This window comes from Paenibacillus anaericanus (assembly GCF_003994475.1).
Lineage (GTDB): Bacteria > Bacillota > Bacilli > Paenibacillales > Paenibacillaceae > Fontibacillus > Fontibacillus anaericanus.
In genome coordinates this window covers 312,229-332,904 of the sequence record NZ_RZNY01000003.1, presented here as the reverse complement: position 1 = coordinate 332,904, position 20,676 = coordinate 312,229, and the positions used below count along the sequence as shown (strand labels likewise).

Sequence of the window (20,676 nt, the reverse complement as noted above, 5' to 3'; positions counted from 1 at the left end):
GATGATCCATTGTGAGGGTTTAGTTAAAATCTTTAAATCCGAGGATATTGAAGTTGTTGCGCTCCAGGGACTTAATTTGACTGTTGAGCAAGGCGAAATGATGGCCATTATTGGTAACAGCGGTAGCGGTAAATCTACGTTGTTAAATATTCTTGGTGGACTCGACCGGCCTACAGCCGGTCAAGTGTCCGTCGGAGGATGGGATCTGCTAAAGATCCAAGATGACCAATTGGTTGAATACAAACGCAAGACCGTTGGGTTCGTCTGGCAGAACAATGCTCGTAACCTACTGCCCTATTTGACGGCACTGGAGAACGTTGAAATGCCAATGATGCTCACGGGTAAGGTAGACCGTGATTATGCTAAACAGTTGTTAGAATGGGTGGGTCTCAAACACCGTATGCACAATAAACTACACCAGCTCTCAGGGGGAGAACAACAACGGGTAGCTATTGCCATATCATTATCAAATCGCCCGAAGATGCTTCTTGCAGATGAACCAACAGGTTCAGTTGATACCGCGACATCGGATCAGATTATGAATATCTTTCGCGAAGTTAATCGTGAGGTTGGTATTACGATTGTAATCGTTACCCATGATCTAGCGCTCGCGAGCAAGGTAGACCGAGTAGTCGCTATTCGAGACGGTTTGACGAGTACTGAGTTTTTAAAACGAAATCCCAACTTAAATGCAACTGCTATGGAACAAGGCTTCTCAGGTGGCGGGCTTCAGGAAGTGCATGAAGCGTTCGTCGTTGTTGATAGAGTGGGCCGACTTCAGGTTCCGAAAGAGTATCTGGAAGCAGTAGGGATTGGTGGCAGAGCCAGTATGGAGTTTGATGGTGAGAAGATTGTAATCACCGCACCGAAATCATTGGAGGGGGATAAATCATGATGGCAAAGAACCGGAAGTTACAAAAAGTATTGACTGTTTCTCTCATAGCAACGTTTGGGATGGGACTGCTTGCTGGTTGTAATGGGGGTAAGGCACCTGCGAGTAAAGAGGAGAAGGTACTTCGTATCGGCGTGTTGTCCGGTGGATATGACGATTCATATTTTCGTCAACAGTATACCGATATTTACGAATTCACTAATCAGAATATTAAGATAGAAATCGTTCCAGCTATTGATCAGAGTCAATATCGTTATAATGATGGGACAGAAGAGTACGTTCAACCGGACTATCTAGAAAGCATGAAGAAAATCATGACTGGTAGTAACCCCGTTGATATCGTGGTTTCTGACACGAGTACTCTGAAACAATTGATTCAAGAAAACCTATTGAAACAGTTAGATCCTTTGATGCAAGAGGATAAGTTTGAAACAACGGACTTCGTTCCAGCTGTTATTGATGGGATTAGAGATTTAGGCGATAACCAAATATACGCGTTATCTCCTTCCTTCAGTTCTTCTGCACTTTTCTATAACAAAAAAATGTTTACGGATGCTAACATTGATTTCCCAACGGACAAAATGACGTGGGATGAAGTATTCAATTTGGCACGTCGTTTGACTAAAGGTGAAGGGAAGGATCGTGTATATGGCTTCTCCTTCAATCGTTATAGAGGGAGCGATCCATATTGGGATATGCAGACCTATGTAAGTGCCTTACAAATGAAAACTTTTGATGATAAGGCAGAGACTATGACAGTTAATACACCACAATGGGTGAAAATTTGGGAGACCATGAGTAAGTTATCTAAAGATAAGATTATTCCGGATAATGCTAGTTTGGAAATGGATAGTGGTGAGAATTGGAATGCCATCAGCAGCGACTTGTTCTTGTCAGGAAAAGTAGCTATGACCATTGGTGAGAGCTATTATGTTAATGAGATTGCCGATGCGAATGATAACGCCGCAAAGATCAAAAATTATACGCCGATTGATTGGGATGTAGTGACTATTCCTGTTCATCCAGAGAAACCGGATATCGGTGGTAACATTTGGCTGAACAATACATTCTCAATCAACAGCAGCGCGCCGAATGCTGAAACAGCTTGGGATTTCTTGAAGTTTATAAATAGCGAAGAATGGGCGAAGCTTAAATCACGTGGAAGTTATGAAATGGTAGCTCGTAAATCATTCATCCAACCTAAGCAAGGTCAGACGTATAACATCCAAGCGTTTTATTTATTGAAGCCACTTCCGCCAAGCAATCCTAAGGATGATAAAATGATGATGGAAAAACCAGGCTTGTATAGCATAACAAACAGTGGTCGGAGCTCCTTCCAGGAAGTAATCGATAATAAGAAAACGCCTGAAGAAGCGCTTAAGGACTGGGAAACCAAAGGTAATAAAATGCTGCAAGAGATCAAAAACAACCCGAAAACTCAGTTCCAAGAGGACGGTACACCGTTTGTACCTGAAGTCAGTGGGGCTGCGAGAGCAGGGTAAAGTTTAGTGTGTTCTGTGAGTCGCCAGATTAATTCTGGCGGCTTTTTTTGGTCGTTCTTGGGTATTCTATAGGATAGGTGAGGAAGGTTCAACAATACAACAGGAGAAGGGCTGGATGAATTATGAAATGGATATACTTTAACAAATTGTACAGAACTAAGTTTCAGGCAGGGTGTTTGGCAAAGAGATTGGAACAGGATGGATGGATATATGGGTTTGATGAAATGAGGGAAGTTGAGATTTTTCGTTCCCGGAGAGGTAAATTTGGGGTGCGGTTTATTCCTTAATTAAAATCGATGCTTGACAGTCCACCCCGTAATAGGGTATATTATTACTTGTCGCTGTTATTGACGCGGGGTGGAGCAGCTCGGTAGCTCGTCGGGCTCATAACCCGAAGGCCGCAGGTTCAAATCCTGCCCCCGCAATCTATTTTACCCAGTTTTTCGGGCCCTTAGCTCAGTTGGTTAGAGCGGTCGGCTCATAACCGATTGGTCGGGGGTTCGAGTCCCTCAGGGCCCATAATGTATGCACAAAACCCTCTCTTGCTAAGGCATGGGAGGGTTTTTGCGTTGTTGCTGGTATATACTATTTATTTCGGCGATTTTGCTCGAGAGAGATTTTAGTATCGACGGCCTTTAATATGTATAATAAAGAGGCGCTTTTACGTGTAATTATATGGTTTGCATTTTCCTTAATTTTCTGCCTCATATGTATTGGGTGATGAACCAGGCAAGAAGGAACGCACCCGGCTGGCTGCGTAACTGCAGTGTTGAGCCAGCCGGTAGTTCACCTAAGCTAGTTTATTTTCTTTTTTTTCTCTTCTTAACACTGGAGACGAAGCACATTTCATCTCTTTCCGTATACGTACAAATATGCTGTGGTACTGGTACACAATGATGACGTCTGACTACTTCAATTGGGTGGATGACTTGAACGACCTGTGGGTGGAAATAATCCTCAAAAATTGTCTGCGGTGGGTCAACAATAGTTTGAGTTGGACACGTTGGGCAAAATTCCGGCATTTTCTTCAACTCCTTTGTAATGGTGGGTTCAAAGGCAGTATACAACAAATGATTGTTCGTTTGTCCATAGATATAAAATCGCAAATAAATAAAAGCTAAGAATAACACGTATTAGAGATAGCCGGAACAACTATATTGCTGAAGCGTAGTATAAAATATGATTTGAAAGGGGTGGGGTACAGATGGGTAACGAATTTTACGTTGGTTGGGGCACGCTCGCTTTGATTAATGCAGGACTCGCACAAGGGAAAAATAGAAGTGGTTTAAATTGGTTTTTGTTGTCATTGTTATGCGGTCCATTGGCTACATTTTTTCTTGTTATATCCGGTAAAAAGTAGAGGGTTGATTCTTAGAGATTATTGTATTGGTTGAATAATAAATTTTCGTATGATTGAGCTTAACCCAAAACGGCCCTAATAAATAGGACCGTTGGGAACTGCTTATAGTTTATTCTTTCTCGGTCTTTTCATAAGCAATTAAGGTAATAGGGGTACCTGTGATTTTGGCGATCTCTGCTTCGGCGTCTTTGATAATTGTTACGGCCTGTTCTGTTTCCTCAAGTGGGGCGAATTTGTAATTTTCAGCAATAATATTCAAGAGTTACTTCCTCCAATGCGTAGATGATTAACATGTATTGTTCCCGATTGGAGGCACATCATAACCTAAATAAATATTGTTTAATAAAAAAAGTTGAAACTCAAGGTAATTCCGTATATAATCATTTATACGGGACTTTTATTCCCCTTTCATGCCGGGGTGGCGGAACTGGCAGACGCACAGGACTTAAAATCCTGCGGTAGGTGACTACCGTACCGGTTCGATTCCGGTTCTCGGCATACAATGGTTAGATAAGTATTTAAATAACAGAAGGAGTTCTAAGTCGGCGAGAAGCTGGCCTAGGACTCCTTTTGTTTTGTTTACACAGTAGGATAGCTGATTTGTATATTTCGTGCTCTAAGAAAAAGAGAGGGGAAAATAGTGATGTTTGGTAATGATTGGGATGATCAACTACATAGAGAAGTGAGCAAGCCATATTTTATAGAATTAATGAAATGGTTGGATTCAGAATACCGTGAGTTTACTGTGTATCCACCACAGGATCTCTTATTTGAGGCGCTAAGGCTGACAAGCTTTGGAGATACAAAAGTAGTGATCTTGGGACAAGACCCCTACCACGGCCCGGGACAAGCACACGGATTAAGCTTCTCCGTATTACCAGGGGTAAAGATTCCGCCTTCACTTCGGAATATATACAAGGAGCTATTCAGTGATCTTGGGATCAATCCTCCGGCTACGGGTAATTTGACGCCATGGGCCGAACGAGGTGTGCTTTTGCTTAACAATGTGTTAACTGTACGTGACGGTCAAGCGGGTTCTCATCAAGGGAAGGGATGGGAATTGTTCACTGATGCAGTTATTGAAGCCCTCGATGAACGGGAGGAGCCCGTTGTTTTTGTGCTTTGGGGTAATCATGCACAGAAGAAGGGTGCCAAGATTGATGCGAGTAAACATACAGTGATCACTTCTGTGCATCCTAGCCCTCTTTCCGCAAGAAGGGGGTTCTTTGGAAGCCGACCGTTTTCTCAAATTAATGAGCATTTAAAATCACAAGGCCAAGAACCGATTGATTGGGAAATATAGGGTAATTATTAGATTGTTTTCTAGGACCAAGGGATTAATTTCAGTAAAGGGGTTACGTAATTCCTCCTATTTGTCGATATAAAACGCATAGGGCTGGAAACTGATTCTAGCAAAAGTGACAACCCAAAGGAGAGAAATTGATGATTGCAAACAAGAAAATGATGAAATGGCTTCTAGCACTAACACTGCTTCTTGCTGCAGTATTTCCGACAAGTGTGCTTGCAGCAACAGGAGATGTTCGTTCGATTGATATCGAGGGTTCTGGTACTGTAGTAGAACTCAACGTGGGCAAGACAAAGCAGTTGAAGGTATGGGGAACGCTCGAAGGTTCAACTTCGAAGAGTGATTTGACTGGGCTTGTAGACTGGTTCTCAACAGACGATTCCATTGTTAAAGTCACTAACGGATATGTGACTGCCATTAAAAGTGGGCAAGCGACAATTACGGCCAAGCACGATAAAGGCCCTGTATCAACTATCGAAATCAAAGTTGTAGATACGTATAAAGAGTTGAGCCTAGATTACGGATCAGAAGGTAAATTCAAACTGGGTGATACTAATTTATGGGTTTATGCCAAGGCGACGATTGATACGTCTGAGGCCAACAAAACCGATGTTTCTGACAAAGCGGAGTGGAGCACTTCGAATGCTTCAGTCCTGACGATCGAGAAGGGTAAAATCACTTTGGTCGGTGAGGGAACGGCAACTGTTACAGCTAAGTATTCTGGGTTGACTGCGTCCTTTAAGGCGACAGTATCTTCACCGTATTCTGAGTTGAAAATAGTTGATGGACAAAATTCGGTTGTCGAAAATGATATCGAATTGCTTGTTGGTGATGATGAAATTACCTTACAAGCCATACCGACTCTAGCCGTTGATAAAACAAAAAGCAGTGATGCGTCTGTGAAAGCCACATGGACCTCTTCTGATAGTGGTGTTGCAACGGTAGTGGAAGGCAAAGTTAAAGCTCTTACTACTGGTAAGACGACGATTACTGCAGAATACCTTGGTGTGAAAGCTAAAGTTGATGTTTACGTGCGTACGAAACACGAGGCGATCATCGTAACACCATCAACGAAACAAGTAATGTTCATTGGTGAGCAGCTTGAAGTGACAGCAGGTGTTAGAGATGCTGTTAATCATACAGACGACGTTACAGAAAAAGCGGAATGGACCTCCTCTAATCCGTTACTGTTTACTGTAGATAAAGGTGTAGTGACAGCAAAAGCTGCTGGAACTGCTTCAGTGAAAGTTAGTTATTTAGGTATAAGTAAAAGTATTAACATCACAGTCTATCCAACCATTACGAAACTAGCATTGGAGAAAACGGAGAAGACGGAGTTAGAACTTTTGAAAGGTGAATCATTGAGCGTTCCTAAGGTGGATGCAACTAAGCTGGATGAAGAAACTCTCGATTTTAGTAAAGAAGTTATTTGGTCATCATCAAATGATGAAATTGCAAAAATAGAAGATGGGAAGATTGTAACTAAAGCAGCTGGTGAAGTGATCCTAACTGCAAAGCTTCCTGAATCTACTATAACTTCACAGAGTGCAGTTCGAGGAACAACTGTAACTGTTAAGCTCGTAGTTAAAGAGAAAGTCTTAGCCCTTATTACTGAAGTTGAGAATGTAAATGTAATCATTGGTGAAGAAAGTGCGCTTCCAGCCATTTCGATCGTATGGGAAGACGGCAGTGAAGTTGCCAATTATACGGATCAAATGACATGGACCTTAACCGGCTCTAATGCAGTTCTTAAAGACACGGCTTCAGGAAAAGTAATTAAAGGTCTGATTAAAGGTTCCGCTACGCTAAAAGGAACTTATTCGAACAAAGTAATCAGTATTCCAGTTGTTATTGAACCAAAAATTACAAAAATTGTAGTTGAGCCGCAGAACATTGAGCTTAATCTCAAAAAGTCTAAGGCAATCAAAGTAACTGGATATTATACAAATGGCAAAACAGTAAATCTGGCAAGTAAAGTGAACTGGGAATCTTCTAATGTTGAGGTTGCTTCAATAACGTCCACTACTGTGAAAGCAGTGAGTGAAGGTACGGCTACTTTAAATGGTGCTTATCAAGGAATCAAGGTTAGCGTCAAGGTTAGCGTAGTACCTAAACTGAAGACTCTTACCGTAGATGAGAAGAAGTTAGTATTAGCCCCAGGCGGAGTCAAAACTGTAGTGCTGACTGCTGGGTATGATACTGGTAAGACTTCTGCTGTCACTGGTAGTGCGGCTTGGACAAGCTCCAAACCTTCAGTTGCCAAAGTTACTAACGGTAAAATCGAGGCACTAACTAAGGGTACCACAACAATTAAAGCAAAGTTCGATGGAAAAACAATCAGCATTACTGTAAAAGTTAGTTAAGATGATATTTTAAGGTTCATACTTTAAGCCGCCTTGGTTGCAAGGCGGTTTTTATTTATGCCCAAATACATATATTCATATTGATTTAGAGGGAATTAAGATGTATATTCAAATAAAACTTAAGGGTAGGTGAGTTATATTGAATGAGATTCCAGAACCCTATGTAAAAGCTAATCAAATCGGTATTGTATTGTTCGTTATTATTGCTTCTTTATTTAGAGAACCGTATGTACTATTACTCTTATGGATGATTCAAATCACAGGTCTTATATTTGGTAAGAATATATTTGTTATTTTAGCTAAGCCATTTCCTAAAGTGGATTCTTCACCTCGTCAAGCTAAAGAACTGCAACGATTCAACAATGTGCTAGCCGTAATATTTCTGACAGGATCATTATTAGGTTTTCTTGTCCAGGTAAACTGGTTAGGCTACGGTTTCAGTTGGATGCTTGGTTTGGCCGCATTTGCTGCTATTTGTGGATATTGTGTAGGATGCACTATATATTTTCAATTTAAGCAATATAAAGCGAGAGCACAACGTAGGTTATGATTGATTCTGGAAGATGATTCAAATATAATTAGGATAGAACAAATGTTCTAATTATATTACATACGGGGGAGTTTGGACATCACGAAAAGGTTAGCTTCTATGAAAAGACAACGCAAAATGTCTATCGTACTATTGGGTTGCTTATTATTATCATTCATTATTTCAGGTTGTTCGTTAGAATGGGAATCACAGAATGAGACGACAATTGCTCCTGGTTCCGTAGATTCAGAGAGTAAGCTTAGAGTCATATTTCTGGATGTGGGTCAAGGAGCTTCACAGCTACTTATCAGTCCAACGGGACAAACGATGTTGATCGATGCTGGGAATAACGATCGGGAAGAGCAGATGGTGGAGTACTTAGAACAATATGGTGTGGATCGCTTGGATATCGTCATCGGTACCCACCCAGATGCGGATCACATTGGGGGGCTTGATGCTGTCATCAATACTGTAGATGTAGGCAAAATTTATATGCCTAAAGTCCAAGCCAATACGAAGACGTTTGAATCGTTGCTAAGATCAATAAAGAATAAGGGGCTTAAGGTTACTACCGCTAAGGCGGGACTGCAGTTAGATTGGGACGAACAGGTTGACGTCACTATGATAGCACCAGTTGTAAATGGCTTGGATAATAACAATATGAGTGCTGTTATCAAGGTTACCTACGGGGATACCTCTTTTCTACTGACGGGAGATGCGAGTAGTGCCAGTGAGAAGGAGATGATCGGTTCGGGTGTAGATCTTCAGGCGGATGTCCTGCTCGTCGGGCATCACGGATCTAAGTCATCTACTACGTTGAGCTTCTTGAACCAAGTTAACCCTGAGTATGCAGTGATACAGGTTGGAGATAATTCATACGGTCATCCTAAGGAGACTATACTAGAACGTCTGCGTAAGAAGAATATTGAAGTGTATCGTAATGATCTGCAAGGAACTGTTGAGATCACTTCAGATGGATTAGATTATCAGGTGACAACAGAAAGGTGAGCTAATTATGCTTGGTATCATCGATCGATTTGAGGAAGATTATTGCATCATTGAATTTGATGGGCATACAAGAGATATTCTCCGTAATCTGGTAGAGTCCACGGCAAAAGCAGGAGACGTTGTGGAATGGGACGGCAGTAAGTGGGTAACTAATCAGCAGATGACGCATAAGAGAAGTAAAGAGATTCAAACGTTGATGAACGATGTATGGGAAGACTGATAATAAGTTATGGGGAGAGTGAATTCATGTTAACCAGACCGCAAGATGGGGAATTTCTGAGTTATTATCAAGTATATATTGATAAAGTGCCAGAGGGAGATTTACTGGATTTACTCCAGCAACAAGCTAAGCAAGTGATATTAGAGTTAGCAGATATCTCTGACGAGCAGGGTAAGTTCCGTTATGACGAAGGGAAATGGTCTCTGAAGGAAGTTTTGGGCCATATTACGGATACAGAGCGGATTATGAGCTATAGGCTGCTACGGATTGCTAGAGGGGATACTACACCCCTTCCGTCATTCGAGGAAACCCTATTTGTAAGTAATGCACATTTTGATGGGCATACAGTTGCAGAACTGCTTCAAGATTTCTCAGCCGTTAGAGAGTCTACACTTACCTTGATCCGACAATTAGAAGATGCTGATTGGCTGCGTTTGGGTACAGCAAGCGAGGGGCCGATTTCAACGCGAGCGATCGCTTATATTATTTATGGACATACACTTCATCATTTGAAAATCATACGCGAGCGCTATTTGAACGTTTAAAGATCCAATACTTAAATGAGAAAAGAGCCGTTTCTCCTTTGTATAAAAGGGAAAATGGCTCTTTTCATTGTGACACTATTCCCGGGAAATAATCAGTTCGAGAGTGCCGCTCATTTGATATGGTCCGAAATCAACAGGGAGAATGAAGTGTTCACCTTTGCTGAGGGAGTAAACTTTGTCACCAGCAATAAGTTGGCCGCTACCATCAATTACGCTGCAGATTGTATATTTAGGATTAGCAGTGAAATCAGCAGTTCCGTCAATGTTCCACTTCTGAACTGTAAAAAATTCATTGGATACAAGCTGAGTAATCGTAATTCCTTTTTGGTTAAAGGTTTCGTAGGAAACGGGTTCATAAGCTTGTGGCACAGTAGAAACATCAATGGCTTTTTGAAGATGAAGTTCTCTACCATTACCATCCTTATCCTTACGATCATAGTCATACACACGGTAAGTAGTATCTGAACTTTGTTGTGTTTCTAGTACGACAATACCTTTGCCAAGCGCATGAATGGTGCCGCTAGGGACATAGAAGAAATCACCACGTTTAACTTTAATCTTGGTTAGAAGATCATCCCATTTAGCATCGTTCATCATTTGTACCAATTGTTCCTTAGATTGTGCCTCATGTCCATAAATAATTTCTGCACCTGGTTCTGCATCAACGATGTACCAGCATTCTGTCTTGCCTAGTTCACCGTTCTCGTTCTTGCCGGCATATTCATCATCAGGATGAACCTGAACGGACAAATTGTCTGAAGCATCCAATATTTTGGTGAGCAATGGGAATACTGGAGAATCTGAATGGAATAGCTCTTGATGAGAGCTCCATAGTTGGCCTAAGGTCTTACCTTGATAAGCTCCGTTCTTAACAATACTTTGTCCGTTTGGATGTGCGGAGACAGCCCAGCATTCACCAGTGAGTTCATTGGGAATATCGTAGCCGAATAGGTCCTGTAGCTTTCTTCCACCCCAAATCCGTTCTTGGAAAACAGGTGCTAAAAAAATTGGTTCATTCATGATTAAGGACTCCTTTGAGTATTAGATTTTAGTATGTCATATGGACTAAGGCTGCTGCACCGATTAATCCTGCATCTTGCTGTAAGGCGGCAGGAACTATAGTGGTATTTCGGCCTGAAGGATTCAAAGCATGCTCGGAGACATAATCTCTTATAGCATCAAACAACGGCGCACCAACTTGGGACACACCGCCTCCAATGACAAGCAATTCTGGATCAAAAGTATTAATGAGTGTAACACACCCAATTCCGATATAGCGGAAAACGCCATCTACAAGTTCCTTGATAGCAACGTCTCCTGTAGCTGCCAGATCAAAAGCTTCCTTAGAGGATACTTCACGGCCTAGTAGTGTTGAGGCTTGTCTTGCAATAGCGGTACCCGACGCAAGGTATTCCCAGCATCCAGATTGTCCACAGACACATTTGCCTCCAGCGGGATCGATAACGAAGTGTCCCACATCTCCGGCGTTGCCGGTTGCTCCAGTGAGTAGTTTGCCATGGGTATAAATACCGGCGCCGATTCCTGTGCTAATCGTAATGAATACGAAATGTTCGGCATCCTGTGCGGCACCTACCCATTTCTCAGCGAGTGCTGCCGCCGTAGCGTCATTCTCGAAAGTAATCGGAAGATCGAAATGCCGGCTTAGCGATTTCAATATAGGGAAATCCCACCAACCCGGTAAATTGGGTGGTTTGACAATATGACCTGTTTTCGTGTTGAGTGGACCAGGTGCACCAACGCCAATACCGAGCAGTTCGGATTCTTTCATATTTTGTGCTGTAATCAGTTCCTTAACCGCTTTAGCAATCCGGTCTACCATCTCATCAGGTTGGACAGATTGGTCAGTCGGTAGGGATGTCTTTGCTAGGACGACTCCTGCGGAGTCTATCAATCCGATGGCTGTCTTTGTGCCGCCGATATCAATGCCAACTGCGTAACTCAAAGTGCATTCCTCCAGTTATTCATGTCAAATCACTTGACAAACTTGACAAAAGTTAAATTTGTAAAGTATATTTAGCCTAAGTTTATCATGTTTCGAAAGGAATGAAAAGTTTGGGCCGCAAAAAGAAAGTGTCAATGCAGGATATTGCCAACAGATTGGAAATATCTAAGAACGCAGTATCGCTGGCTCTGATGAACAAGAAGGGCGTGAGCGATGAGATGCGTTCACTTGTATTGCAGACGGCTAGAGATATGGGCTATGGGCCCTATGCTTCGATCGACACGACTGAGAATACGAACATACTGGTGCTTGTGCCTGAACGGATCATGAGTTACCAGGATAACGATCATTTTCAATTTTATCATGACATGATATGGGGACTTGAGAAGAGTATCCGTAAAAAAGGATTTAACGCCGTAATTGCACCGATTGATCGAGAGATGGAGACAGGATTAAAGCTTCCTGGTTTGTTTACAGACATATCTTATCGTGGTGTCATTTTGTTTGGGATTATCGATAAAGCTTATGCTCGGCTTATTTGGGAGAAGGATATAAAGCTAGTTATGCTTGATTCTTATTATCGAGACTTATCATGCCCTGTGGTCACATCGGCTAATATGGAAGGGGCTTATGAGGTGGTGTCCTTTCTTATTGCTGCTGGACATCAAAGAATAGGGTTCATTGGTCCAACAAATATGACGACGAGCCATGAAGAGCGATGGTTTGGTTATTGGAAAGCAATGCAGGATCATGGACTGGAATTTCAGAGTGAGAATTGTCTAACGTCCTCAGAAGGATATGATTATACGGCAAAAGAAATCGTGCAGTTTCTCGATGGATTACAGGAATTACCGACGGCTTTTTTTTGCGGAAACGATCGTATTGCCTTTATCCTAGCGGGGCTTCTGGAAGAGCGTGGAATCATAATTCCTGAGCGTGTATCTATTGCGGGTTATGATGATACTGAATACGGGGACAAGATCGGTACGACCATGACAACCATGACAACTATGCGTGTTGAGAAAGAAAACATGTGTGATGCCGCAGCTTCAATGCTATTGATGCTAACTGATAATTGTCGGGAGTCTATTCGGTATAGTGTACCTCCTACACTGGTGATTCGTAGTTCGGTGAAGGATCTTAAAGAGGCAGGACTTGTGTAATGAAATTAAAGAAAGACGCCCTCCATGGAGAGCGTCTTTTTTCTTTAAAGTAAAATGTAGTCCGATATTATTTAGTTGCTGCTTCGTAACGTTTCTCAACTTCAGACCAGTTAATTACGTTGAAGAATGCTGCAATATAGTCAGGGCGTTTGTTTTGATATTTCAAGTAGTAAGCGTGCTCCCATACATCTAGACCTAGAACTGGAGTTTTACCTTCCATGATTGGGGAATCTTGATTAGGAAGGCTATATACGGACAATTTGCCGTCAGCATCAACAGCAAGGAATGCCCAACCGCTACCAAAGCGAGTTGTTGCTGCTTTAGCGAAATCTTCTTTGAATTTATCAAAGCCACCTAATTCATTGTTAATTGCATCAGCCAATTTACCGGAAGGTTGACCGCCGCCGTTTGGTCCGATTGTTTCCCAGAATAAAGAGTGGTTGGCATGACCGCCACCATTGTTACGAACTGCAGTACGAATCGCTTCAGGTACGCTGTCCAAGTTAGCAATCAAATCTTCAAGAGATTTGGATTGAAGCTCAGGAGCAGACTCCAAAGCTGCGTTCAAGTTAGTTACATATGCGTTGTGGTGACGGTCGTGGTGAATCGTCATCGTTTGCTCATCGATATGTGGTTCAAGTGCGTTGTTAGCGTAAGGTAAAGCAGGTAGTTGATGTGCCATTATTAAATTCATCCTCTCTAATATATGTAGATTGTTTTCTTGATAATCATTATTATAGCCCTATCTAACCACTTAGTCAACATAAATGTATGTTAAGTATGTTAATTGCATTATACACATTGACAAACTCTATCTCTTTCATCATAATGAGTGATCGTACATGAATTAGTTTGGTTTGGAGTGAAATGATGTGGGACTAGGTATTGTAGTAGTTGAAGTCTGCGACAGCAACCTTATGAGCGCACTGGAATTAGAAGACTTGGAAGAGGAGTATCCCGAAGTTGCAGTACTTCGTACGGAATGTCTTAGTTTATGTGGTTTATGTAAAATCAGACCTTATGCATTGGTTAATGCGAAGAGGGTATTCGCCACGACGTCTGAGGAATGCATAAAATTGATTAAACAACGAATAGAAGAAGAGCTACTAGCTTTTGAAATATAAAAAAAGACCTTCGATGCCATAGGCTTCGAAGGTTTATTTGTGTTTACGAATAATATAAAGACATCTTCTATCGTTCTGAGCGAGACATTCCGTTCTTTCGACATCTGCGTCTAGAAGCGATTCAAATAGATTTAATTCACAGTTACAGGCGTGATTATAACGCCCTGCAATTTGGGAAATCGGACAGTTATGTTCCTTCAGAATGAATTCATCTTCTCCATGGGACTCAAGCTCAGTCATATAACCATTATCGTTTTGAATTTCAGCGAGTCTGCGTACTTTATCAGCAAATGATTTGTCTTTCATATCAGCTTCATACTGATGCTTTAATTTATCTCTACGTCGTTCAAATAATCGATTGACACTCTCTTCACCGGTTTCTTCTGCTAATTCTCCGAGCAAGTCTAGAGTGAGTGTATGGTAGTTCTTAGGGAATAAATTTTCCGCAAATTCAGTTAACCCGTAGACTGCTGTAGGACGGCCTAATGTTTGACGAACCATTTTGGATTCAATCAATCCATCACGTTCCATCGTACCAAGATGGCGTCGAACCGCCATCTCAGTAATTTGGAGGCGGTCCGTGATTTCCTTGGCGCTAAGAGGACCTGACGTTTTCATCATTTGAAGAATTTGGTCTCTTGTGGACAAATCACTTTTTTGGTTCATTTTGGACACTCCCTTGACTTACTTAGCGCGAAATCATTACCCAATATTAGACGGGCATTGTGGCTTCTTTGCATGCATCGGAACAAAAGCCATGGTGATGCGTTTCGCAATCTTCACAGCTAACATACTGAAGGTTACACACGGGGCAATTAATATAACGGTCATGTGTTACCCCACAATGGTGACAGTTTGCAATAACGATGTCTTCATTGGTTTGATTAATTGGTACGGAGATGCGTTCGTCGAACACATAACATTTTCCGTCAAATAGCCGTCCCTTAGTATCGGGGTCTTTACCATAAGTCACAATTCCACCCTCAAGCTGTGCGACATCCGAAAAGCCTTCATTCATAAGAAATCCGGTCAATTTCTCACAACGGATTCCACCGGTACAATAAGTTAATACTTTTTTGTCTTTATATTGGCTCATATTTTGCCGAATCCAATCCGGGAATTCACGGAAAGATTCCACATCAGGGCGAATGGCTCCACGGAAATGGCCAATTTCATATTCATAATCGTTGCGTCCATCAATGACTATGACATCGTCTTCTTGCAATTGTTCATAGAATTCGTTGGGGGATAATTTCTTACCACTCAGTTTATTGGGATCAAGCTCATGTTCATAACGGAATGTAACCAGTTCCTCTTTGTGTCTTACAAATATTTTCTTGAATGCGTGTTCTTCCGCTTCATCTATCTTAAATACAATGTCTGCAAACAGTGGATTGGAGCGAAGATCGTTCATGTAACGTTCGGTTTGTTCTACTGTTCCCGATACGGTTCCGTTAATCCCCTCGGAGGCGATAAGAATACGTCCTTTAACTCCAAGATCTTTGCAATATTGCAAATGCTCTGCCGTAAATATTGCCGGATCAGCAATGGGTACAAATTTATAAAATAATAATATGCGGTAAGATGTTTTGGTTTTGTTCATTATATATCACCTGTCTATATTGGATTCTACTGAATTGTAGTGAATTTCTGTTACTTAGTCAATATAAAAGTATAGTAAGTATGTTATCTGAAAAAAGGGATGACCCTCACTATGGAGGATCATCCCTTTATATTCGCACCTTTAAGAGTAGCAATTGAGTTTAAGGCATGGAAATTATTGAGTTACTTTGATGTGGTGATCTTGATCGTCTTTTTGGGATAGCAGTTGTGACACGGTTACAAATGAATAACCCCGTTTTTGCAGTTCAGGTAATATGATCTTTAAAGCTTCTGAGGTTTGTGAGCTATTGTATACATAATCATGCATAAGAATAATGTCACCATTCCGAACATTATTTAGCACTTTATTGACTATCCTTTGTACCCCAGGAGCCTTCCAATCTTTTGTATCCTGATGCCATGACCATAAGATCAACTGTAGATTATTTTCCTTGGAGATATTAATAATGTATTGATTGTAGGATCCTCCAGGTGGACGAAATAGTAACGCTGTTTGACCAGTCGCCTGGCTAATCGCTTGTTGCGTCTTCGTCAATTCAGACAGGATGCTGTCTCTACCTAGATTCTGGAAGGAAGGGTGATGATAAGAATGGTTGCCAATTTCATGTCCTTTACTTAGTTCCATTCGAACAATTTCAGGAAAACGATCAACTCGATCTCCAACGACGAAGAAGGTGGCTTTGGCCTGATATTGTTCTAACACTTCTAGAATTTTTGGTGTTTGCCTTTGATCAGGACCATCATCGAATGTAAAGGCGATCGTCTTTTTTTCAGTCGGAACTTCCCATACGATATCACCGCGTTCCTCATAATAGCTCCTGTCTCTAAGTTGTGAAGCTGGATGCGCATCAGCATAACCCGCATATAATGTGACTGTTACAGATACTATCAACAAAGTTTTAAGTTTGAGCATCAGTACTTTATCCTCCATTTTTAAATTGCGAACCACAACATGTTTAGTTATTTTGCTTAAACAGGACTTTTTTATCCGTGGGTTAAAAATGAAGGTTTGATTCTAGTGAATAACGTTGTTCTTTAGCTTGATTTGGGTATTAAATCTAGTACAAGCGCTGATAACTTAGGCAGTGAAAAAGACTACAGCGGTACAATGAACCAGATCGAATTGTAGACGTTAGAATAGGATGAGATGTGAGCTAAACACTAAGTTAAACATAAGGAGGATACACATGAACGGTATAGTTGGAGGGTTTGGAGAGTGTGGTAGACCAAAACCAGTTTGTTGTGGAATAGGGACATCCACCGGAGTAATTTTAGTTTTGTTCATATTGCTTGTGATCATTTCAAGAGCCTGCTTGCTGTAATTACTAACTGTATTAATGGCTTGCGTAGAGCTCTATCGACTTCGGACGGTGGGGCCTTTTAAATGATGTCACTTTGGAAATTCCGTCCCCAAACCACTCTGAAATCCTCAAAAAAAGTCAATTTCACGTAAACAAGCAAAAACCCCTGAAGCCAATAGCCTCAAGGGTTTCTTAGTATGATCTGCAGTGGGATCGAACCACTGGCCCCTACCCTGTCAAGATAGTGCTCTCCCGCTGAGCTAGCAGATCATGAATATAGCGAATGTAAAATTTATATTATCAGGATGGGAGGGTAATGTCAAACTATTTTAAGCGTTTTTATCATAGTTTGAAGCGTATAAAGCGACCCCCACGAGACAACAATGAATCATACGACGATAAATGGAAAGTGGGTTGAGTTATAAGGATGCGAAACGACAAACAATTTCGATTGTTAACGCAGGAGTCTATTCCTAGAAGACTAGTTCTAATCATAGGAATTACTTCGCTATTAGTAGTAGGTGGGTGTAACTTATCGCCTGACCCTGAAACTCTGCAGCGACAAGTAAGTAAATCATCGTGGTCCGGTCCCTCGGTTTCGAATGGAGTATATGGCCCAAGTATAAGAGATGACATTTACTCTAAAGAATAGCGTGCTCTAAGCTTTATTAGTCTTCGTCCCATTTGCGAGAATAGCCTTTTTTTGTTGTATAGTACATTAATATGATTAATATAACAGTAATTAATACAGCGGCAGCGATCGTAATTCCAAGGACCATTGTTCGGACAACTCCTCTTTTTACGGTTTCAATATACTTGGTTTAATTCAATTTAATTCAACTATACATGACTACCATTTTTTTGTATAATGATGCAATTCGAGCTTACGAAAAGACAACATGGGAGGAATCAATATCAATGACTGCCGCTATAATTATACATGTAAAAAATGAAGAACAATTAGAGCATTGCCTGGATATTCGCAAGGAAGTGTTTGTAAAGGAGCAAATGGTACCCATTGATCTGGAGATTGACGAATATGATGTGATCAGTCCTGATGTGCATCATGTGTTGATAGAGCAAGATGGTACGTATGCTGCTACAGGAAGACTGACCTATTATAAGGACAATTCAGCTAAAATGCAGAGAATTGCTGTTCATAAATCATTTCGTTCTCAAGGTATCGGTAAAATACTGCTTTTGGCCTTGGAGGAGCTTGCTCGTGAACTAGGATTAAGTAAGTCCGTTCTCGACGCACAGTGCCAAGCTGAGCCGTTCTACCAGAAGCTCGGTTACGAGACAATATCTACTGAGCCATTCGATGACGCTGGTATTCCTCACGTACGGATGGAAAAACCGCTTTAATAATAAATAGAAATATGAATATAGGACAAACTATAATCATCCCTAACAGGGACATCAAGAACTGAGGAGATGTGATATAGAATGGGACCTAACACCAGAGAAACATTTATCGCGGTTCAGAAAAATGGAGATGGTGATTTAACATCATTCAAAACTTCCAGTGGACGAATCTTGGATTATGAACAAGCCTTGCAGGAAGTAAATGCCGGAGCGATCGCCGGTGTAAATGTGTTTAAGGGTAGAGATGGGGAAATGTATATTCGTGGTGACGCCGATGGAGATCCAAGTAACAATCTTGATGCGTTACCCAATTTTCAATAAATATAACTCGTATTGTAGTAAGCAGGCGCTCAGATTGAAATCTGGGCCTGCTTTTTTTTGCGTTAGAGCAAGGACATAATCTACCTATAGGGTATAAATTTTATGTTGTTGCAGAAAATTCATTTCCCCAGTTTCCCGAGCGTACATTTCCATTTCATCACCGTAATGCATGAGGGAAATCTTCTCTTGGATTTCGGTTGGCAAGGAGAGTAGCTCTTGAAGCGTTGTATGTACCTCACCTTTTCTGGTAAGTTGCACTTCATGAGCTATTTTGCGGCAACCTCGTTCATAGACCAGATGTTTCAACAAGTCAGGTTGGAATATCATATCCGCACTGTAGAACACTTCGTCGTTAATATATAGTGAGTAGCTAGCTTTTCCCGGAATGTGAGGAGTTTGAATTAGTTCTACGGTGAGGTCATTGCACAATGGGGTAGATTGACCCTCCGTCAACAATCTAACTTCGAAGAAATCTTCTAATGAAGTGGACTCATCCTGCTCCATTCCACCCCTTAGTGTGTTGTCCCAGAGTGGACTTACCAGCTTGTCAGCTATATAGAGAACAGGCTTACGTCCGACAACGTATTTCATGCGAAAAGCGAGTTCTTCTAGCCCGCCAACATGATCTCCGTGAATATGTGTAATAAGAATAGCATCAATTTCATCAAGTGATTTGCCAAGTTGATGAAGTGATAAGGGGGCTGTTATCCCACAGTCGATCAGCAGAGTGAAGTTACCACAGTAGAGTAGCCCATTATTGTTGTAGTATTTTTTGGCAAATGCACCGCCAGTACCGAGCATTTGAAGTTGAAGTGACATAAGTTCCCTCCTCTTTTTCTAAGCATAATGTACACTAATTCCCTATATAACAAAAGTAAATAAGGATCACGGGATCGACTTTCCGTAGAGTTTTCTATAAATTAGCAAAAAAATAAAGCATTTTGGCAGGTGAGACCGCAACTTGAACAACCTTCCGGAGTATAAATTTACATCAACATGATATATATGGAGGGTTATTATTATGAAATGGAGAAGAGTAGGGCTGCTTGTATTTGCATTCTCATTGATGGGTGGTTCGTTATTGTTCGCTGATTCAGCATCCCAGAAGGTCAAGTTTCTGCTGAACGGGAGTGAGATAGAGGACGGCGGGTACATGGTCGATGGTAAAACCTATGTTGCTTTGCGGGAACTTCAGGGTTTTGTCGAATATAACGAATCATCCAAAAAAGTGAGTTACTATAAACCGAATGTCCATATGTTTTTGTTCACAAGTTCGGATGAAAAGGTATTTGGAGATATAAAGAAAACGGGAAAATTAACATTTAATGTGTTCTCACAAATTGATAACCTTAAGACGGATATTTCCTCGGTACGTGTAACGATTACACCACCTAATGGTATCCCTGAGGTTATTCAAACAGAGGAGATCAAGGAACAACGGGATAACTTTTGGTTTCGGACCGAAGATTATTCCTATGACTTCAAGACTGCGGGTAAATACACGATTGGGTTTTATATGAAAGCCTCATCTGGCGGGGATTACGTGCTAGTCTCTGAAAAAGGTATTAACGTACTTAAATAATTCTATGTGCATTCTCAAATTGACCTGTACTATGCAAAAGTGTTACGATACGAGGTAAACCGACAGGTTTAACAAATCAATTCAAAGCGAGGTATTTCAATGAGCGATCACAATCACGAACACGGCGAAGATTGCGGCTGTGGACATGACCATGAGCATGAAGAATTTGTATTAACGCTAACAGACGAGAATGGCAAAGACGTAGAAATGGTTCTTGTCGAAACGTTTGACGTAGCTGACAAAGTATATGCGCTTCTGCTTGAGCGGAATAACACGGATGCAGATGGTATTATTCTTCGTATGGAAGAAGAGAACGAAGAAATGATGCTTTACAACATCGAAGATGAAGAAGAGTGGCGTCTAGTTGAGGCAGCTTATAACGAGCTAGTCTCCCAGCAAGACGAAGTATAATAGAATAACTCGGAAGAGGGTGTCCCAAAAGCCATAAAAATGGCCAGGGATGCTCTCTTTTTATGTGGGAGTAAGGTAGGTGTTTTTGAGTGGACGCT

General features: G+C 41.3%; 25 protein-coding genes and 4 tRNA genes. 19 read left to right on the top strand and 10 right to left on the bottom strand.

Annotation, left to right across the window (positions count from 1 at the left end):
- Position 1 precedes the first annotated feature (1 nt).
- The 4 genes from EJP82_RS05865 to EJP82_RS05850 all read left to right on the top strand — a co-directional run bounded on the left by EJP82_RS05865 (position 2) and on the right by EJP82_RS05850 (position 2,913).
- Complete coding sequence (locus EJP82_RS05865) at positions 2 to 895, top strand: ABC transporter ATP-binding protein (RefSeq protein WP_127191097.1); 894 nt, start codon at positions 2 to 4, stop codon at positions 893 to 895.
- The gene (locus tag EJP82_RS05860) at positions 892 to 2,394 is read left to right on the top strand and encodes an ABC transporter substrate-binding protein (RefSeq protein ID WP_127191096.1); all 1,503 of its coding nucleotides are present in this window, start codon (positions 892 to 894) and stop codon (positions 2,392 to 2,394) included. The genes EJP82_RS05865 and EJP82_RS05860 overlap by 4 nt, the downstream gene beginning before the upstream one ends.
- A gap of 351 nt (positions 2,395 to 2,745) precedes the next feature.
- Positions 2,746 to 2,819 (top strand) — tRNA-Met (locus EJP82_RS05855).
- A 20-nt stretch (positions 2,820 to 2,839) separates the two neighbouring features.
- Positions 2,840 to 2,913, top strand: a tRNA-Ile gene (locus EJP82_RS05850).
- Between the two features lie 281 nt (positions 2,914 to 3,194).
- Here the strand turns inward: EJP82_RS05850 and EJP82_RS05845 are convergent.
- Complete coding sequence (locus EJP82_RS05845) at positions 3,195 to 3,416, bottom strand: hypothetical protein (RefSeq protein ID WP_127191095.1); 222 nt, start codon at positions 3,414 to 3,416, stop codon at positions 3,195 to 3,197.
- A 182-nt stretch (positions 3,417 to 3,598) separates the two neighbouring features.
- Between EJP82_RS05845 and EJP82_RS27910 the strand changes: the two genes are divergently transcribed.
- On the top strand, positions 3,599 to 3,754 hold the full coding sequence (locus EJP82_RS27910) for a hypothetical protein (RefSeq protein WP_170220133.1): 156 nt from the start codon (positions 3,599 to 3,601) through the stop codon (positions 3,752 to 3,754).
- Positions 3,755 to 3,863: 109 nt separating this feature from the next.
- Here EJP82_RS27910 and EJP82_RS27905 read toward each other — a convergent pair whose 3' ends face one another.
- On the bottom strand, positions 3,864 to 4,013 hold the full coding sequence (locus EJP82_RS27905; protein WP_170220132.1) for a hypothetical protein: 150 nt from the start codon (positions 4,011 to 4,013) through the stop codon (positions 3,864 to 3,866).
- Positions 4,014 to 4,166: 153 nt separating this feature from the next.
- On the opposite strand from EJP82_RS27905, the gene EJP82_RS05840 reads away from it, so the two are divergent.
- The 7 genes from EJP82_RS05840 (at position 4,167) to EJP82_RS05810 (ending at position 9,725) form a co-directional block, all read left to right on the top strand.
- Positions 4,167 to 4,252: transfer RNA gene (locus tag EJP82_RS05840), tRNA-Leu, on the top strand.
- Between the two features lie 145 nt (positions 4,253 to 4,397).
- On the top strand, positions 4,398 to 5,057 hold the full coding sequence (locus tag EJP82_RS05835; protein WP_127191094.1) for a uracil-DNA glycosylase: 660 nt from the start codon (positions 4,398 to 4,400) through the stop codon (positions 5,055 to 5,057).
- Positions 5,058 to 5,197: 140 nt separating this feature from the next.
- Positions 5,198 to 7,423 (top strand): Ig-like domain-containing protein, encoded by a 2,226-nt coding sequence (locus EJP82_RS05830; RefSeq protein WP_127191093.1) that lies wholly within the window; start codon positions 5,198 to 5,200, stop codon positions 7,421 to 7,423.
- A 139-nt stretch (positions 7,424 to 7,562) separates the two neighbouring features.
- Complete coding sequence (locus EJP82_RS05825) at positions 7,563 to 7,973, top strand: DUF4395 domain-containing protein (protein ID WP_127191092.1); 411 nt, start codon at positions 7,563 to 7,565, stop codon at positions 7,971 to 7,973.
- 99 nt (positions 7,974 to 8,072) lie between these two features.
- Positions 8,073 to 8,960, top strand: coding sequence for a ComEC/Rec2 family competence protein (locus EJP82_RS05820; RefSeq protein ID WP_211350046.1), 888 nt, complete (start codon positions 8,073 to 8,075; stop codon positions 8,958 to 8,960).
- 7 nt (positions 8,961 to 8,967) lie between these two features.
- Positions 8,968 to 9,180, top strand: a complete 213-nt coding sequence (locus EJP82_RS05815; protein WP_170220131.1) for a DUF3006 domain-containing protein — start codon at positions 8,968 to 8,970, stop codon at positions 9,178 to 9,180.
- Between the two features lie 26 nt (positions 9,181 to 9,206).
- Positions 9,207 to 9,725: a DinB family protein gene (locus tag EJP82_RS05810; protein WP_127191090.1), complete on the top strand. Its 519-nt coding sequence runs from the start codon at positions 9,207 to 9,209 to the stop codon at positions 9,723 to 9,725.
- Between the two features lie 75 nt (positions 9,726 to 9,800).
- Here EJP82_RS05810 and manA read toward each other — a convergent pair whose 3' ends face one another.
- Together manA and EJP82_RS05800 are read right to left on the bottom strand one after the other, a co-directional pair.
- Entirely contained in the window at positions 9,801 to 10,745 is a 945-nt protein-coding gene (gene manA, locus EJP82_RS05805; protein WP_127191089.1) for a mannose-6-phosphate isomerase, class I, read from the bottom strand.
- Positions 10,746 to 10,773: 28 nt separating this feature from the next.
- A complete protein-coding gene (locus EJP82_RS05800; RefSeq protein WP_127191088.1) occupies positions 10,774 to 11,688 on the bottom strand; it encodes an ROK family protein in 915 nt (304 codons plus the stop codon).
- A gap of 101 nt (positions 11,689 to 11,789) precedes the next feature.
- Between EJP82_RS05800 and EJP82_RS05795 the strand changes: the two genes are divergently transcribed.
- Positions 11,790 to 12,851: a LacI family DNA-binding transcriptional regulator gene (locus EJP82_RS05795; protein ID WP_246053987.1), complete on the top strand. Its 1,062-nt coding sequence runs from the start codon at positions 11,790 to 11,792 to the stop codon at positions 12,849 to 12,851.
- A 67-nt stretch (positions 12,852 to 12,918) separates the two neighbouring features.
- On the opposite strand, the gene EJP82_RS05790 is transcribed toward EJP82_RS05795, so the two are convergent.
- Positions 12,919 to 13,533 carry a superoxide dismutase gene (locus tag EJP82_RS05790; RefSeq protein ID WP_127191086.1) on the bottom strand — a complete coding sequence of 205 codons (615 nt, stop codon included), beginning with the start codon at positions 13,531 to 13,533 and terminating at the stop codon, positions 12,919 to 12,921.
- Positions 13,534 to 13,723: 190 nt separating this feature from the next.
- Here EJP82_RS05790 and EJP82_RS05785 point away from each other — a divergent pair, with 190 nt between their 5' ends.
- The gene (locus EJP82_RS05785) at positions 13,724 to 13,975 is read left to right on the top strand and encodes a YuzB family protein (RefSeq protein ID WP_127191085.1); all 252 of its coding nucleotides are present in this window, start codon (positions 13,724 to 13,726) and stop codon (positions 13,973 to 13,975) included.
- Between the two features lie 33 nt (positions 13,976 to 14,008).
- On the opposite strand, the gene EJP82_RS05780 is transcribed toward EJP82_RS05785, so the two are convergent.
- From EJP82_RS05780 to EJP82_RS05770, 3 genes are all read right to left on the bottom strand, one after another.
- Positions 14,009 to 14,641 (bottom strand): helix-turn-helix transcriptional regulator, encoded by a 633-nt coding sequence (locus EJP82_RS05780; protein WP_127191084.1) that lies wholly within the window; start codon positions 14,639 to 14,641, stop codon positions 14,009 to 14,011.
- A 46-nt stretch (positions 14,642 to 14,687) separates the two neighbouring features.
- Positions 14,688 to 15,578: an oxygen-dependent tRNA uridine(34) hydroxylase TrhO gene (gene trhO / locus EJP82_RS05775; RefSeq protein WP_127191083.1), complete on the bottom strand. Its 891-nt coding sequence runs from the start codon at positions 15,576 to 15,578 to the stop codon at positions 14,688 to 14,690.
- Between the two features lie 174 nt (positions 15,579 to 15,752).
- Positions 15,753 to 16,511 (bottom strand): polysaccharide deacetylase family protein, encoded by a 759-nt coding sequence (locus EJP82_RS05770; protein WP_127191082.1) that lies wholly within the window; start codon positions 16,509 to 16,511, stop codon positions 15,753 to 15,755.
- Between the two features lie 274 nt (positions 16,512 to 16,785).
- Between EJP82_RS05770 and EJP82_RS28790 the strand changes: the two genes are divergently transcribed.
- A complete protein-coding gene (locus tag EJP82_RS28790; RefSeq protein WP_425464321.1) occupies positions 16,786 to 16,920 on the top strand; it encodes a YjcZ family sporulation protein in 135 nt (44 codons plus the stop codon).
- A 177-nt stretch (positions 16,921 to 17,097) separates the two neighbouring features.
- On the opposite strand, the gene EJP82_RS05765 is transcribed toward EJP82_RS28790, so the two are convergent.
- A tRNA-Val gene (locus EJP82_RS05765) sits at positions 17,098 to 17,169 on the bottom strand.
- 648 nt (positions 17,170 to 17,817) lie between these two features.
- Between EJP82_RS05765 and EJP82_RS05760 the strand changes: the two genes are divergently transcribed.
- Positions 17,818 to 18,264, top strand: a complete 447-nt coding sequence (locus tag EJP82_RS05760) for a GNAT family N-acetyltransferase (RefSeq protein WP_127191081.1) — start codon at positions 17,818 to 17,820, stop codon at positions 18,262 to 18,264.
- Between the two features lie 81 nt (positions 18,265 to 18,345).
- Positions 18,346 to 18,585: a DUF3892 domain-containing protein gene (locus EJP82_RS05755; protein WP_127191080.1), complete on the top strand. Its 240-nt coding sequence runs from the start codon at positions 18,346 to 18,348 to the stop codon at positions 18,583 to 18,585.
- An 84-nt stretch (positions 18,586 to 18,669) separates the two neighbouring features.
- On the opposite strand, the gene EJP82_RS05750 is transcribed toward EJP82_RS05755, so the two are convergent.
- Entirely contained in the window at positions 18,670 to 19,404 is a 735-nt protein-coding gene (locus tag EJP82_RS05750) for an MBL fold metallo-hydrolase (RefSeq protein ID WP_127191079.1), read from the bottom strand.
- A gap of 202 nt (positions 19,405 to 19,606) precedes the next feature.
- On the opposite strand from EJP82_RS05750, the gene EJP82_RS05745 reads away from it, so the two are divergent.
- A complete protein-coding gene (locus EJP82_RS05745) occupies positions 19,607 to 20,167 on the top strand; it encodes a copper amine oxidase (RefSeq protein ID WP_127191078.1) in 561 nt (186 codons plus the stop codon).
- A gap of 99 nt (positions 20,168 to 20,266) precedes the next feature.
- On the top strand, positions 20,267 to 20,578 hold the full coding sequence (locus tag EJP82_RS05740) for a DUF1292 domain-containing protein (RefSeq protein WP_127191077.1): 312 nt from the start codon (positions 20,267 to 20,269) through the stop codon (positions 20,576 to 20,578).
- Positions 20,579 to 20,676 lie beyond the last annotated feature (98 nt).